Source organism: Synechococcus sp. WH 8016, assembly GCF_000230675.1.
Taxonomy (GTDB): domain Bacteria; phylum Cyanobacteriota; class Cyanobacteriia; order PCC-6307; family Cyanobiaceae; genus Synechococcus_C.
Genome location: NZ_AGIK01000001.1, coordinates 187,745 through 200,842 on the forward strand (window position 1 = coordinate 187,745; position 13,098 = coordinate 200,842).

Below are 13,098 nucleotides of genomic sequence, written 5' to 3' on the forward strand. Positions count from 1 at the left end.
GCCAAACTAGTTTCTCTGTCTCTATCTCCTAGATCACAAGGTCCGCTTCTGAGGCTGCTTTAACCACTTCAAGGTCGATAAACGACGTAGGCTTCAAATGGTCGATGAAGTGAATGCGTGCAGCATCCGACTTAATCCATTGGTTGAGCTGTTCCTTGCTTTGAAGCTCGGGGACGTTTAGATTTACCGAAATAGTGGCCAGTAGAGTGATCTTTTGTGAGTATTCCATTGTTTAAAACTTAATAGACACTAAAGGAAATTGCTTGAAAGATTAATCAACGAGCATTGTGAGTTTGTATGTGTTTATTGTAGTTCTAATTGTAGGGAAGAATCCAGTTCTTGAGACTAGTCGAAGGATTTGTCCGCACTTTCTGAACCATTTGGCTTAAGTTTCTTTGCTGTGTCAAAAGTGGTCATGAAGATTGATTTGAAGTCTCAATTATATTGATGGTTAGTTGATGGATTTCATTTGTTTTTGAGGAGATCGCAATCATCGCCGATGCCGTAGATAACAGTGTCGTCGTTGATGCTGAGAGGAATAGGCCTTTCATTAAATGATGAAACATGGTCCAGCTATGCTTAGCAATAAGGTGGCAACTGCGATTAATTGAAAACTGATTTAAGAATCACAGATAAACGCGATTATATTCGTCACCCTTATAAGAGTCCATCACTTTTTTTGAAGTGAGTCATCAAGTCTCATTGCTCGGCTGATTCAAGAAACTCAGTGCATAAAATAATCTGAATGAACTCACAAGGATATGTTCAGTTGATATCTTTGATTAAGAGCCTCCAGCACAATAACGGACACTACCCATTATTCTTAAGGAGTCGATCTTTTCACCTTGTTTCGATGAGTTTTTAACATGATGAGCAATACAAGTGTTTTGGGACGATGCCTGTTTGGCAATCGGGATGAGTAAAATGAAGCCTCCTACTATAGCTAGTGCTACTAAGCATTTTTCTGGAATTCTAGAAAGCGACATTTCAAAGGAAATTGATTGATGTAGCTAACGATACACAATTATTGGCATGATTTCAGAAATAAAAGGTTCCCTGCTGGTTGTGTTTGGTCTTACGTCTGGTTTGATGGCAGCTATGATCATCACAACCCTACTTGATGTTTTTGACTAATTTAGAATGGTTTTGCATCCCATTTAGTGCCTAAAGCATTATACTACTCAGAATTTACTTTGTTTCGATGCTAGGTTTATGACATGTTTCAGGTATTTTTAGCCCTGAATGTGTTTGTCATGCCACTTTGTTTCATTTGGCCATGAAGCTGTAGTAAATTCGACTCAATCCCCTTCGCCGATCAGGCTAGCCGTCTTACTGATGGGATTAAAAAGATTCGAGGTCTACTGAATGCAGGTAATTTTGATTAATCTGCATGATTTTTGTATCGATTTGTTTGCTGTGTAAGGGTCGATTTTGCCTGCTCAAGGTTGTTATTGTGGTTAAAGTCTTGGTATCTAGCTTGTAAGCATCCTGATAGAGGTATAATTTGATAGTAATGCCCAGAAAGCTGATGACAGGGAAAAATTTTAAGCCAGCTAGTTTGAAGCAGCGTATTTCTTCTCTTGCTCAGCAAATCAAAACCAAGAAAACTCTTATTCAAAGCGTTATTGATCAAAAGCATGAGCTAAGACAGTCTTACATTGTATCAATGGAAAAAATTCGTCAGAATATAGTTGAAAAATGCTCAGAAGTTTATAGTATTCAAGACGATTATGATTCAGAAATCGTACGCCTCGACAAGGAGGAGCAAGTCTTAACTCTTGAGCTCGATGAGCTTTTAAATCAAAGAGATCAGCTTAGTAAAACTCTTTTAGATCAGAACACTGGCCTATCCTTTCCCAAAAAGCTTGTTTTACTTCTTTTAACTTTTTCTTTTTTTGTTGTTTGCTCGGCATTGTTGGTTATGCAAAAGCATGTCCTGCTCAAGCATGTTCCTCAACAGCAAGAAGTTCTCGATTAATATCTTGTCCTCAATGAACCAGGTTGTAAGGCAAATTTCGCATTCACCTCTCAAACACAATAACTTTATTCATCAGCAGTGCCGCGATTTTACTCATAGGGTTTGTGATTCGGCTCAGTGCATTAGGTTTATCCCATATCTCTTGAATAAAATCAAAGCCTGATCTAAGCTTCTATGTGATCTGTTTGTCTCTTGCCTCCTCAACGAATAGAGGCACCATCTATGCAGATACCAGCTCTCCTGCTAATTGTCTTCGATTCTGCGCGATACCGACAATCAGCCCTAACCCTCGCAGTATTCGGCATCATTTACTAAGCAACTCTTGAGGGTGGGAATGACTATTGAATCCACTCAGTGACTGTTACCCCTAGGAGCCTCTGCATTCACGCCACTAGCTGTCGGTGTTCGATCAACTTTGCTGCTAGCTGTTTTTTGGCACGCTCAACTTTCTGACGAACTCGTTCTCGGCTTATTCCGATTTCGTTGGCGATTGATTGAAGGCTCTCTTCACCAATCACATTGCGCCGCAGCAATTCTTGGTCATTATTCTGAGCTAATTTTGTGTGCAGTTGGAGGCTGTCTCGGACTGTTTCCCATTGGAATTTGTCGATGTGGAGTGTGGACTGTTCGTCGCACAGCATTTCACTCAGGGTTGAGCCATCACCGTCCCCCCCCAGTCTCATATCTAAGGATGTGGGTCTCTTTGCTACAAGTGCATGGCGTAAGTTTTTAAGTTGTTCATCGCTGATCTGAAGCTGATCACAAATCTCTAGATCGGTTAATCCTCTTGGTAAGTGATTGAGCTTGGTGATCAACTGATTCAGGGAGACTGGAACTCGGATCGTAGATCCTGTCTGATCGATAGCCCTGCTGATCGATTGACGGATCCACCAGTAGGCGTAGGTGCTGAATTTGTAGCCCAGTTCTGGGTCGAATTTTTCGACTGCTCGGTTTAGGCCAATGCAGCCTTCCTGAATTAAATCTCCCCACTCCAATTGGCCGAGTTGGCGATGCATGTATTTCCTTGAAACATTGACCACAAGCCTGAGGTTGGCCTTGATCATTCGATCCTTAGCTCTTTTCCCAGCTCTTATTTGGCTGCGGGTTGCCTTGGGTGACTGGCTTAACTTCACAGCCGTTCCGAGAGTGATCTCCTCTGCCGCTGTGAGCAATGGGGTTCGGCCCATCTCGTTCTTGAATTGGTCGATATTGCCGTTATCCAAGAATGGCATTCAGCTCAGAGCGATGGACTATCAAAGGAACTTTGGCGCGTGTTGTCCTTCCTTGATGTGAGATCCATCACCATTGGCATGATCCTGCTTTAGTACTTATGAACTTGCTTGTGGCTTCGTGAGGGGCAGCTGTTCGCGTTCAATCGTTAGGTGGCTTCTGCAGGAACAGGGTTGAGTCGCTTTCATTTTTTGAGTAATCGCTGGTTACTCGTTTGTATGGGCTCTTTATTGTTTTCATCACCATAAAGAATGCTTAAAATTCTTTTGATGGAACCAGTAAAAAAATCCACCGATTTTGCGAGTCCATGGCTTTTGATTTTTACGTTCGATCTTCCATCCGAAGGTCGCCGCGTATCTCCCTGTTTTACAATCAATGATCATGGCTGTTGTCTGTTTTAGACCATTTGGAGGCCTGACGCCCAATTCTGGAACGCCAATGGCTAATGCAAATTGCTCATTGCTGACTGGGTCTCGGATGTTTTTAATTGCTGCTCTTGGTTCGTCAAAGCTAACAACTCCCATTGCAGATGTTGATTTAATGCGGTATCCATCACTGTGGGTGCAGCAGAAGACCAGCAACCCCAGCCATGAGCGGGGTTTTTATGACAGACGCAGTGGTTTGACTAAAACCGCTCGATAGGTCATTTCTTTCGTCGTGTTTTGTCTAGCGGTCTTCAGCAGGGGTGAGTCCACCTTTCAACCCTTTTCAGTCGTTACCTCCATCAAAATCTATTGATTTGAGCGCGAGGTTTATGCGGTCTTCTGCTTCAAGTGCTTTATTCGGTCCTCTTGTCGCCCCATCAACAGCAATCTTGCCTCCGCTCTTGAATACCAGCTCTTTGCACATGTCATCAAACACTTCTGCTGCATCTGGATTCCGCCTGAAATAGTCCGCAAGCCATCGGTTGACCTCCTCCGGTAACTCGACATCACCTATCAGCTTCTTATCAAGAACGGCTCTCGCAAACGAGACGGATGGCTCCTCTTCCGGTGTTTCAGCCTCAGCGATCACCCTGACCTTCACTTCAAAGGTCTGTGCAACCTCCCAGAAGTCAACACCTGGGTAAGCGTCTTCCAAAAATGAGGCTTCGAATTTCATTGCTCTACTTTCGGCGCTTAGTCGGTTTTTTAGTGGTTGATTGATAGACACAGGTCTTACCAAACAAGACCGATGTCCTCACTCCACTTCTACCAAATTTGGCTTCTGTTGGTGTCTGCTTCTGGAGTTGTCACAGCGTTTCGGTTCAACCATTGCCCTAGGCCACTCGATGTTCAGTGATCGATCCACTGCCTTTTACGCAGTGACGCTGAACCAGTACGGCTCCATCTCTTGCCTTGTTGCTTCTGCTCCACACCAAACCTGGTTGATTGAGCAAGCAACCTGATCGGTTTAATGCCGTATTTCTCTGCCTTGCTAGCCAGCCTGTCCGTGCAGTCGATGTCGAGATGATCAGCCTCAGCGATCAATGCTTTGCACACCATTTTGCGCCCACCACTCTGCAGGCAATAAAAAAGCCGCCTTGGGGAGGCGGCTGAAATGTCAGTGCTGGACTGACTGGTTTTGCAGTCGGGGTGACAGGATTCGAACCTGCGACATCCTGCTCCCAAAGCAGGCGCGCTACCAAACTGCGCTACACCCCGCAGCTCCGCCACTTTAAAGGAATGGGTCCTCCTGATCCCAAGGATGCGTGTCTAAGCTGATAAAAAGCTTTTCCGGGTATGTCAAATTCCTGGACGCCAGGCGCTGTCGACGCATTGAGGCAGCAACACAATCTCCCTTTCGTCCGCACGGATGAGCAGGGGCAGGTGGTTGAGTTCAACGACCGCTTTCGTCTGATTTATGGCTGGGACGATGGCTTAGTTGGTCAAACCATTGGGATGATTTTGCCAGCGTCCTTTCGTGAGCTCCATCACGCTGGATTCTCTCGTTTCAAGCTGACAGAGACATCAAAGCTTGTTAATCACCCCCTTGAGTTGGCGACGATTTGTCGTGATGGAGCTGAAATTCGTAGTGAACATTTCATCGTTGCTGAGCGTAGTGATGATGGTGGATGGAGTTTTGCGGCAACGCTGAGGCCCCTGGAAGGACCCCATGCTTGCTGAAAACAGCTCTTCAGGGTCAGCAGATTCTGGATCTCTGATCCATCAGATGAGTCAGTCGCTCGGACTGCTGAGAGTTGCCTTTGATTCCACGGGTGAAGCGATGTTGATCGTGGATGAATCCTCTGCAGTGCGCTGGGCTAACCAGCAAGCTGCAGATCTCTGGGGAGGAGGAATCACATTGCAGATGGTTGGAAGGCCTCTTTCCGCTTTGCTGCAGTTCCACCATCTTGATCGAAGCCCCATGGGGGATCAAGAGCCAACGCACCCTTTACAAAAAGCCCTTTCTGCTGATGGTCGTAATTCTTATCTAATACAAGCACTTTCTGAGCCTGATCTTGATCAGTCGCAACTGATTACTCGCTCGGTGAGTTGGCGTCAGATCATTCAGATGAACCAGAGCTTTGTTTTGTTGATTTTTCGTGATCTTGAGCCGTTAGAGAAAGCTTTGGCAAGACAACGGCAATTTATCGATAAGCTTGCTCATGAGTTAAGAACTCCGCTTGCGATTATTACCGGAAATTTGCATCGGATGAAGCGTAAAGAGCAGCTGTCTGGGAAAATTCACCAATCCTTATCCGATGCCACCGCAGAGACACAGCGTATGGCAAGTCTTGTTGATAATCTTTTGTTGCTTTCGGAGTTAGATGCTGACTGCCGCCGTTGGACGTTGCAAATAGATGATTTGCGAACTTACATTGATCAATGGGTCGCCAAGCTGAATCCTGAATCAAGAGAATGTCTACAGACGATTGTTGCTAATGAAAATGATGAATATCAGGTTCAGCTTGACCAAGATGCTTTTTATCTGATTCTCGATAACCTTCTCGATAACAGCCGTCGGTTTTGTCGTTCTCGGCTGTTGATCCAGATACGTTTAATCAAAAATCCATCACACGTTGAGCTGCAATTTATAGACAATGGACCCGGGATGCAAAATGATGACAATTACGATGCCGCCTTTGAGCGATTTGTCCGTATTGAGGAGCATCGAAAGGCTGACATGACCGATGGAGGTGGACTTGGACTCCCTTTGGTGAAAAGTTTGATGGAAGGAATGGGAGGGTCAGCGAGTTGTGCGTCGCCTCAAGGATTCACAAGTTCGATCAGTCAGGGTCTCGTTGTGACATTGCGATTCCCATGCCCTAGGTCGTCTGTTGGAGTAAAGAGCTTTCTTTAAAGATAACGCTCGAGTAATTCGGGTAGGAGTTCGAATAGGTCTGGTTTAAGAATAAAGTCACTAGCACCTAGGGCCTTGGCTTCGCTGCGTTTGCTGTCTTCATTGAAAGCAGTGACAACTAAAACCGGCACAGCATTGGAGCGGTCTCGTAAGTGTTGTAGGCAGGTCATTCCGCTCATATTTGGCATCATCAAGTCGAGCAAAATCAAATCAATTTGGCGTTGATCCAAGAGCTCCAACAAGGCTTCTCCGTCGGAACAAACCACAGGATCAACGCCTTCATCGATTAATTCGTCTCGAATTAATTCACGTAATCGCGGATCATCATCAACAATGGCGACGCATTTCATCGTTTTTCGATAAGAGGTGCCTGCGCCTGAAACCACTAAAAAGAATGGAGAAAGGTGTAGCTTTGAACTAATGGGTCGCCTGAGATTCGAACTCAGGACCAATCGGTTAAAAGCCGAGTGCTCTACCGCTGAGCTAGCGACCCGCCGCATGGGCATGCCATTCAGGCACCTGTGGAGGTTATCACTTAACGATCCACCTGCAAGATGCTTGTCCCCCCGTTGATGACCGAGTTGGGAATGAACAACCCTTGGCCCCAACCCAGCATCGCTTCGGATGCCTGGATTGCACCTGGAGCGGTGCTGATGGCCGATGTGACTGTGAGTTCCGGAGCAAGCATTTGGCCAACCGCCGTTGTCCGTGGAGACATGGCAGCCATTCATATCGGTGCTCGTAGCAATGTTCAGGAGGGAGCTGTTCTGCATGGCGATCCGAATTTTCCTGTTCAAATTGCCGAGAACGTGACGATTGGACATCGAGCCGTTGTTCACGGCGCCTTGCTGGAGGCTGGTTGTTTGATTGGTATCGGTGCCGTTGTCCTCAATGGCGTCACCGTTGGGCGTGGGGCTCTTGTTGCAGCAGGGTCTGTGGTCACGAAGGATGTTCCAGCCCAAACCCTTGTGGCGGGTGTGCCTGCCAAGGTGAAACGTGAGCTGAGTCAGGAGGAAATCGATGATCAGTGGCACCACGCAGATCACTACGCCGAGCTGGCTGCGCAGTGGTCTCAATTGCTGCAAAACCAAACGGACTGCCCACTGTTGATCCCGGCTTCTCCCGACTGTCCTTAAACTCCAAAAGCTTTTCTAAATGGACTCATGGACCTTCGGCTTGTGCTCGTGGCTTCTCCGATCCTTCTGGCACTTGCCTGGGCTGGGTTCAACATTGGTCGTGCTGCCGTTGGTCAGCTCCAGCTGATGATCAAACGAAGCCGCGCTTGATGGTGATCGATAGGGTTGAGTTGAGTTCTCGATCCCATCGTCCTTGAGCGAACAGTCTTCGGTTGTTGTGATTGGTGCTGGCCTTGCCGGTACAGAAGCTGCTTGGCAGGTCGCAAAAGCAGGTGTTCCCGTCACGCTCTGGGAAATGCGCCCTTTCAAGCGCTCTCCTGCTCATCACAGCTCTGAGTTTGCAGAGCTTGTTTGCAGCAACAGCTTCGGCGCTCTTAGCAGTGATCGTGCAGCAGGGTTGTTGCAGGAAGAATTAAGGCGTCTTGGATCCTTGGTTATCCAAACGGCAGACCATCATTCCGTCCCCGCCGGCGGTGCTCTTGCTGTTGATCGTGGTCGCTACAGCGCAGCACTCACCTCTGCTTTAGACGCCCATCCTTTGGTCACGATTCGTCGAGAAGAGCAGCTAGCGCTGCCGGATCCTGATCAGATCACCGTGCTGGCCACAGGTCCGCTTACGAGTGAGGCACTGGCTGATGATCTACGTGCTTTCACGGGCCGAGATGATTGCCATTTTTTCGATGCGGCGAGTCCGATCGTTGAAGGGGAAAGCATCGATATGACCAAGGCCTTTCGTGCCAGTCGCTACGACAAGGGCGATGCCGATTACATCAATTGTCCGATGGATCGAGACCAGTTTTTGGCGTTTCGAACGGCTCTTTTGGAGGCCGAACAAGCGGAACTCAAGGACTTTGATCAGAGCAGTGCCACTTTTTTTGAGGGCTGTTTGCCCATTGAAGAGTTGGCCCGTCGTGGCGAGGACACGATGCGGTACGGACCTCTCAAGCCAATCGGGTTATGGGATCCGCGCTGGGGGGATGTGAATGACCGGGATGTACGCCGTGCCAAACGGGCCTATGCCGTTGTGCAATTGCGACAGGAAGACAAGGATGGCCGACTCTGGAATCTGGTGGGCTTCCAGACCAATCTCAAGTGGGGGGAACAGAAACGCGTGCTGCGTCTCATTCCAGGCCTGGAGCAGGCCGATTTCGTGCGTTTTGGCGTGATGCATCGCAACACCTTTTTGGAGGCACCAGAACTGTTGGAGCCGACCCTCCAGTTCCGACGCAGACTTCATCTGCTAGCCGCTGGCCAAATCACGGGAACTGAGGGGTATGCAGCCGCTGTTGCAGGAGGCTGGTTGGCTGGCACCAATGCAGCAAGGCTGGTTCATGGTCAAGAACCGATTCAGTTGCCGCACACCACGATGATCGGAGCACTCACCCATTTCATCAGTGAGGCACCATCGGGCAAATTCCAGCCCATGCCCCCAAATTTCGGCTTGATGCCTGAGCTTCAGGAGCGCATCAGAGATAAGCGCGCCCGTTATGGCGCTTACCGCGATAGAGCCTTGGCGGATCTTCAAAGCACCATTGAAGAGAGCCAGGTTGCCCATGTCGCTTGCCCCGCTTAAAGCGCGTCAAATTGAAAGGCGCTCACTGCGCATCGGGGTTTATGCCAGCGCCTGTATGGCGGTCGCTGGTGTTTGCGTTCATGTGCTTTCAGGGTCGTATGCCCTTCTCCTCGATGGGCTTTATTCCGCAGTGATGGTGGGCTCAGGCCTTGTCGCTTCGAGGATTAGCCGCAATGTGGTTCGTCCCCCGGACAGGGCCTATCCCTATGGCTACGACGGTCAAGAAGCGTTGTACGTCCTCTTCCGCTCACTGGTCCTGATTGGTGTCCTCAGCTTTGCGGCCATGAGTGGTCTGAGCACCTTGATTGATTACGCCAGCGGCCGTGCCATTGCCGTGGTGACGCTCGGGCCCGTGGCGCTTTACTCCACCTCGATGGTGGCGATTTGCTGGGGTTTGGCATGGCGCCATCACCACGATTGGATTCGTTCCGGTCGTCAGTCTCAATTGCTGTTGATGGAAGCGAAGGCCGCGAGAATGGATGCCTTAATCAGCGGGCTGACGGGCATTGCATTGCTGGGCTCACCGCTGCTCAAGGGAACCCCCCTGGCCGCCCTCAGCCCGATCACCGATTCGCTGTTGGTGTTGGTGGTCAGCTTGGTCATCTTGAAAGACCCTTTGCAGACCTTTTTGAATGCGCTCGGACAGGCTGCTGGTGCATCGGCAGAAACGGAGGTTGTTCGCAGCACTCGACTCGCTCTGGAAGACTTGCTGGCCGGGTTGTCGTGTTGGCTGCTCGACCTCACCGTGATGCAGGTGGGGCGTACGGCCTTTGTGGTGGTGTATCTCAACCCAAATCAACCGATGGATGGTGCAGCCATCGATCTGATCCGAGAACGAATCGAGGAGCGCTGCCGGGAGCTTTTAGCCATGCCGGTGAGATCGGAGGTGATTTTGACCGCCACTCCTCCCTTCTCCACGACCGGCGCCTCCTAGGGTCTGGATCGAAGGATGAATCGTCGCTCCGATGCCTGACTGGGATGTAATTGTCATCGGATCCGGGATCGGTGGCCTGGTCACAGCATCACAACTGGCTGCCAAGGGGGCGAAGACGTTGGTCCTCGAGCGCTATCTGATTCCAGGCGGGTCTGGTGGGAGCTTTCGCAGAGAGGGATACACCTTTGATGTTGGTGCGTCGATGATTTTTGGATTTGGAGAGAAGGGGCACACCAACCTGCTCACGAGAGCGTTGGCGGACGTCGGCCAACACTGCGCGACGGTTCCTGACGCTGTGCAGCTTGAATACCACCTTCCAGACGGCCTCACGATGGCCGTAGACAGGGACTACGACGATTTCATCACGCGAATGAGTGCCCGCTTCCCCCATGAAGCCAAGGGGATTCGCGCTTTTTACGAGACCTGCTGGCAGGTGTTTCGTTGTTTAGATGCGATGCCATTGCTGTCTTTGGAGGATCCTGCCTATCTCGCCAAAGTTTTTTTTAAGGCCCCATTGGCTTGTCTTGGTCTGGCGCGGTGGCTTCCTTTCAATGTTGGAGATGTGGCCAAAAAGCACATCAAGGATCAGGATCTCTTGCGTCTGATCGATATGGAATGTTTCTGCTGGTCGGTGATGCCAGCAGATCGCACACCCATGATCAATGCCGGCATGGTCTTCTCCGATCGTCATGCCGGCGGCATTAATTATCCGAAAGGGGGTGTCGGTGTCATCGCCGAAAAACTCGTGGCTGGTTTGGAAGCCAATGGCGGCGAAATTCGCTACAAACATCGCGTCACCAACGTTCTGATTGAGCAGGGTGAGGCTGTTGGCGTTCGGCTTGCTGATGGTGAGGAGCTAAGAGCGAGACGGATCGTGAGCAACGCCACGCGCTGGGACACCTTCGCTGGGGAAGGATCAGCACAGTCAACGCTGGTTGGTCCGGAGCACACCCCTGCGGCTGAAACCACTTGGCGCAAGCGCTACCAGCCCTCTTCATCATTCCTTTCCCTCCATCTCGGCATCGACGCTTCAGTGGTTCCCCCTGGTTTTCACTGTCACCACCTCCTGCTTGAAGACTGGGCTGAGATGGAATCGGAGCAAGGTGTGGTGTTTGTTTCGATGCCATCGCTTCTGGATCCTTCGTTGGCTCCAGCTGGACGACACATCCTGCACACCTTTACCCAGAGCGATATGCGCCATTGGAAAGGTTTGTCCCCAAGCACTTATGCCGAGAAGAAACAGCAGGATGCCGATCGCTTGATCGATCGTCTGGAAGCTCTTATCCCCGGCCTGAAGAGCGCCATTGAATTCAAGGAAATTGGCACACCCCGGACGCATCGTCGATTCCTTGGCCGCATGGGTGGGAGCTATGGGCCGGTTCCTGCGACCCGACTTCCTGGCTTGTTGCCGATGCCGTTTAACCGCACCGGCCTGAAAAACCTGTATTGCGTTGGTGATTCCTGCTTCCCTGGCCAGGGGCTCAATGCCGTGGCTTTTAGTGGTTATGCCTGCAGCCACCGAATCGGCGCGGATCTTGGCCTGAATCCTTGGTCCCTTCCCGCTTAAATCGGCAGCAGGATCACGCGTTCACCACGCTGACATGGTTGTCAGTGCCTAAGGTTTGTTCCTTTAGCAACGCCCATCGTGGAGTCCACTCCTCCCAGCGCCGCTGAATTGGCACGCTATCTCGAGAGTCGAGGGGACCTCAGTAAGCCCTGGATGCTGCAGATGTTGCGCTTGGCCAAGCTCAAAGAGGCTCGCGGCAGCATGAGCCACGAGGACTACATGAGCAGTCTCAAAGAAGCCCATTCCGATCTGATGCGTTTGGGTGAGTTCTGGAAAGGTCGCGAGGCTGAAGTGTTTGGCGGGACCTATCGGCCCAACGACGTGATTGAGCCATTACCAGCATCTCCGGAGGATCGATGAACAACAACAACCATTGTTTTCAGCTCTCGCCGTTAATTCGCGGGACGTTAATCACCGTCTATTTAGCCTTGGTGCTTCCTTTGCCGGCCTTGGCCCCGGAATCCCTGAGGTTGTGGCTTCTTGCCGCTGTCCCACTGGGATTGCTCGCTGTTTTGGCGATGCTTAGTGAACAAGTCACCGTTACAAATACTGGAATCACGGTTGGACACCCTGCCTGGTGCCGCTGGTTGCTGCGTCGTGGCTGGAGCCTCAACTGGAGCGAAATGAAAGCCCTCGTTCCTGTGGGTACCAGTCAAGGAGGGAAGGTGTTTTACATCACAACCCATGATCAAAGCCAACGGCTGCTTCCACAGCGCCTTGAACACTTTGATCGTTTTCTGGACTTAATCCAAGCTCGGAGCACCTTGCGAACCAAGGGTGTTGGCAGGTTGACGCCTCCTTGGACTTATCAACTGCTTGCAGTGTTGGCAGCTTTGATGCTTCTTGGTGAAGGATCTGTAGCGTTTGCTGTCCAGCAGGGCTTGATTCTTATCCCTTGATAACTCGAATCATTCAAAACATAGGATGACGTGATGGTTACAAATTCGAACCAGAATGATCTTTCAATCGGTATGGACTAAGTGGTTATTTAAGTAAATTTAGCTTTGACAGGTTTATCGGCACTGATAGCAGATTGTAGAGATCATGGCCAAATTCAAGACAACGAGGCTGCTCGCAATCACAAAGCTAGTCATGGATTTCGAGCAGGGCGAGACCTGACAGGACGCTAATCAATAATTCTTTAGCAGTCTCTCTTGCTACGCCGAGCCATGTTTATTCCACTATGGCTGCTGGCTAAGGCGCCCAGGGCTGTTGACATCAACGCTGCTGGAATCAAAGACACTGCCGGTAATGTTTTGGTCTCAAACCGTTTAGCGGCAGAGGCCAACGCTGTTCTTATTCGCAATCGTTGGTTCAATCCAGTTGGGACAACTGGATTGGGTCTTCCTTACCAATTGCCCCCCTCTTTCGTTTCAGCAAAAGCCATGCAGTGACTGC

At 49.9% G+C, this 13,098-nt stretch carries 16 protein-coding genes and 2 tRNA genes; 11 read left to right on the top strand and 7 right to left on the bottom strand.

Annotated elements, in window-relative coordinates; all coding sequences use genetic code 11:
* Window positions 1–28: 28 nt before the first annotated feature.
* Entirely contained in the window at window positions 29–229 is a 201-nt protein-coding gene (locus tag SYN8016DRAFT_RS00980; protein WP_006852348.1) for a hypothetical protein, read from the bottom strand.
* A 1,299-nt stretch (window positions 230–1,528) separates the two neighbouring features.
* On the opposite strand from SYN8016DRAFT_RS00980, the gene SYN8016DRAFT_RS00985 reads away from it, so the two are divergent.
* Entirely contained in the window at window positions 1,529–1,978 is a 450-nt protein-coding gene (locus SYN8016DRAFT_RS00985; protein ID WP_006852350.1) for a hypothetical protein, read from the top strand.
* A 383-nt stretch (window positions 1,979–2,361) separates the two neighbouring features.
* Here SYN8016DRAFT_RS00985 and SYN8016DRAFT_RS00990 read toward each other — a convergent pair whose 3' ends face one another.
* From SYN8016DRAFT_RS00990 to SYN8016DRAFT_RS01010, 4 genes are all read right to left on the bottom strand, one after another.
* Window positions 2,362–3,210 (bottom strand): RNA polymerase sigma factor RpoD/SigA, encoded by an 849-nt coding sequence (locus tag SYN8016DRAFT_RS00990; protein ID WP_006852351.1) that lies wholly within the window; start codon window positions 3,208–3,210, stop codon window positions 2,362–2,364.
* Between the two features lie 237 nt (window positions 3,211–3,447).
* Entirely contained in the window at window positions 3,448–3,789 is a 342-nt protein-coding gene (locus SYN8016DRAFT_RS00995) for a hypothetical protein (RefSeq protein WP_141561301.1), read from the bottom strand.
* Window positions 3,790–3,916: 127 nt separating this feature from the next.
* Window positions 3,917–4,309 carry a hypothetical protein gene (locus tag SYN8016DRAFT_RS01000; protein WP_006852353.1) on the bottom strand — a complete coding sequence of 131 codons (393 nt, stop codon included), beginning with the start codon at window positions 4,307–4,309 and terminating at the stop codon, window positions 3,917–3,919.
* 468 nt (window positions 4,310–4,777) lie between these two features.
* A tRNA-Pro gene (locus SYN8016DRAFT_RS01010) sits at window positions 4,778–4,851 on the bottom strand.
* Between the two features lie 78 nt (window positions 4,852–4,929).
* On the opposite strand from SYN8016DRAFT_RS01010, the gene SYN8016DRAFT_RS01015 reads away from it, so the two are divergent.
* Complete coding sequence (locus SYN8016DRAFT_RS01015) at window positions 4,930–5,313, top strand: PAS domain S-box protein (RefSeq protein ID WP_006852354.1); 384 nt, start codon at window positions 4,930–4,932, stop codon at window positions 5,311–5,313.
* Window positions 5,314–5,359: 46 nt separating this feature from the next.
* Window positions 5,360–6,490 (top strand): HAMP domain-containing sensor histidine kinase, encoded by a 1,131-nt coding sequence (locus tag SYN8016DRAFT_RS01020; RefSeq protein WP_256364591.1) that lies wholly within the window; start codon window positions 5,360–5,362, stop codon window positions 6,488–6,490.
* Here the strand turns inward: SYN8016DRAFT_RS01020 and SYN8016DRAFT_RS01025 are convergent.
* Together SYN8016DRAFT_RS01025 and SYN8016DRAFT_RS01030 are read right to left on the bottom strand one after the other, a co-directional pair.
* Window positions 6,487–6,840 (bottom strand): response regulator transcription factor, encoded by a 354-nt coding sequence (locus SYN8016DRAFT_RS01025; protein WP_006852356.1) that lies wholly within the window; start codon window positions 6,838–6,840, stop codon window positions 6,487–6,489. The genes SYN8016DRAFT_RS01020 and SYN8016DRAFT_RS01025 overlap by 4 nt on opposite strands.
* A gap of 71 nt (window positions 6,841–6,911) precedes the next feature.
* Window positions 6,912–6,983, bottom strand: a tRNA-Lys gene (locus tag SYN8016DRAFT_RS01030).
* A 79-nt stretch (window positions 6,984–7,062) separates the two neighbouring features.
* Here SYN8016DRAFT_RS01030 and SYN8016DRAFT_RS01035 point away from each other — a divergent pair.
* From SYN8016DRAFT_RS01035 to SYN8016DRAFT_RS01070, 8 genes are all read left to right on the top strand, one after another.
* Window positions 7,063–7,626 (top strand): gamma carbonic anhydrase family protein, encoded by a 564-nt coding sequence (locus tag SYN8016DRAFT_RS01035; RefSeq protein WP_006852357.1) that lies wholly within the window; start codon window positions 7,063–7,065, stop codon window positions 7,624–7,626.
* 27 nt (window positions 7,627–7,653) lie between these two features.
* Window positions 7,654–7,776, top strand: coding sequence for a photosystem II protein Y (locus SYN8016DRAFT_RS01040; RefSeq protein WP_006852358.1), 123 nt, complete (start codon window positions 7,654–7,656; stop codon window positions 7,774–7,776).
* A gap of 43 nt (window positions 7,777–7,819) precedes the next feature.
* Window positions 7,820–9,199 (top strand): FADH(2)-oxidizing methylenetetrahydrofolate--tRNA-(uracil(54)-C(5))-methyltransferase TrmFO, encoded by a 1,380-nt coding sequence (trmFO, locus tag SYN8016DRAFT_RS01045; protein ID WP_006852359.1) that lies wholly within the window; start codon window positions 7,820–7,822, stop codon window positions 9,197–9,199.
* Window positions 9,180–10,133: a cation transporter gene (locus tag SYN8016DRAFT_RS01050; RefSeq protein WP_006852360.1), complete on the top strand. Its 954-nt coding sequence runs from the start codon at window positions 9,180–9,182 to the stop codon at window positions 10,131–10,133. Before trmFO ends, SYN8016DRAFT_RS01050 begins: the two co-directional genes overlap by 20 nt.
* Before the next feature lie 31 nt (window positions 10,134–10,164).
* Window positions 10,165–11,700, top strand: a complete 1,536-nt coding sequence (gene crtH, locus SYN8016DRAFT_RS01055) for a carotenoid isomerase (RefSeq protein WP_006852361.1) — start codon at window positions 10,165–10,167, stop codon at window positions 11,698–11,700.
* Between the two features lie 78 nt (window positions 11,701–11,778).
* Entirely contained in the window at window positions 11,779–12,060 is a 282-nt protein-coding gene (locus SYN8016DRAFT_RS01060; RefSeq protein ID WP_006852362.1) for a hypothetical protein, read from the top strand.
* Entirely contained in the window at window positions 12,057–12,599 is a 543-nt protein-coding gene (locus tag SYN8016DRAFT_RS01065) for a hypothetical protein (protein WP_006852363.1), read from the top strand. The genes SYN8016DRAFT_RS01060 and SYN8016DRAFT_RS01065 overlap by 4 nt, the downstream gene beginning before the upstream one ends.
* A gap of 270 nt (window positions 12,600–12,869) precedes the next feature.
* On the top strand, window positions 12,870–13,094 hold the full coding sequence (locus SYN8016DRAFT_RS01070) for a hypothetical protein (protein WP_006852364.1): 225 nt from the start codon (window positions 12,870–12,872) through the stop codon (window positions 13,092–13,094).
* Window positions 13,095–13,098: the final 4 nt, after the last annotated feature.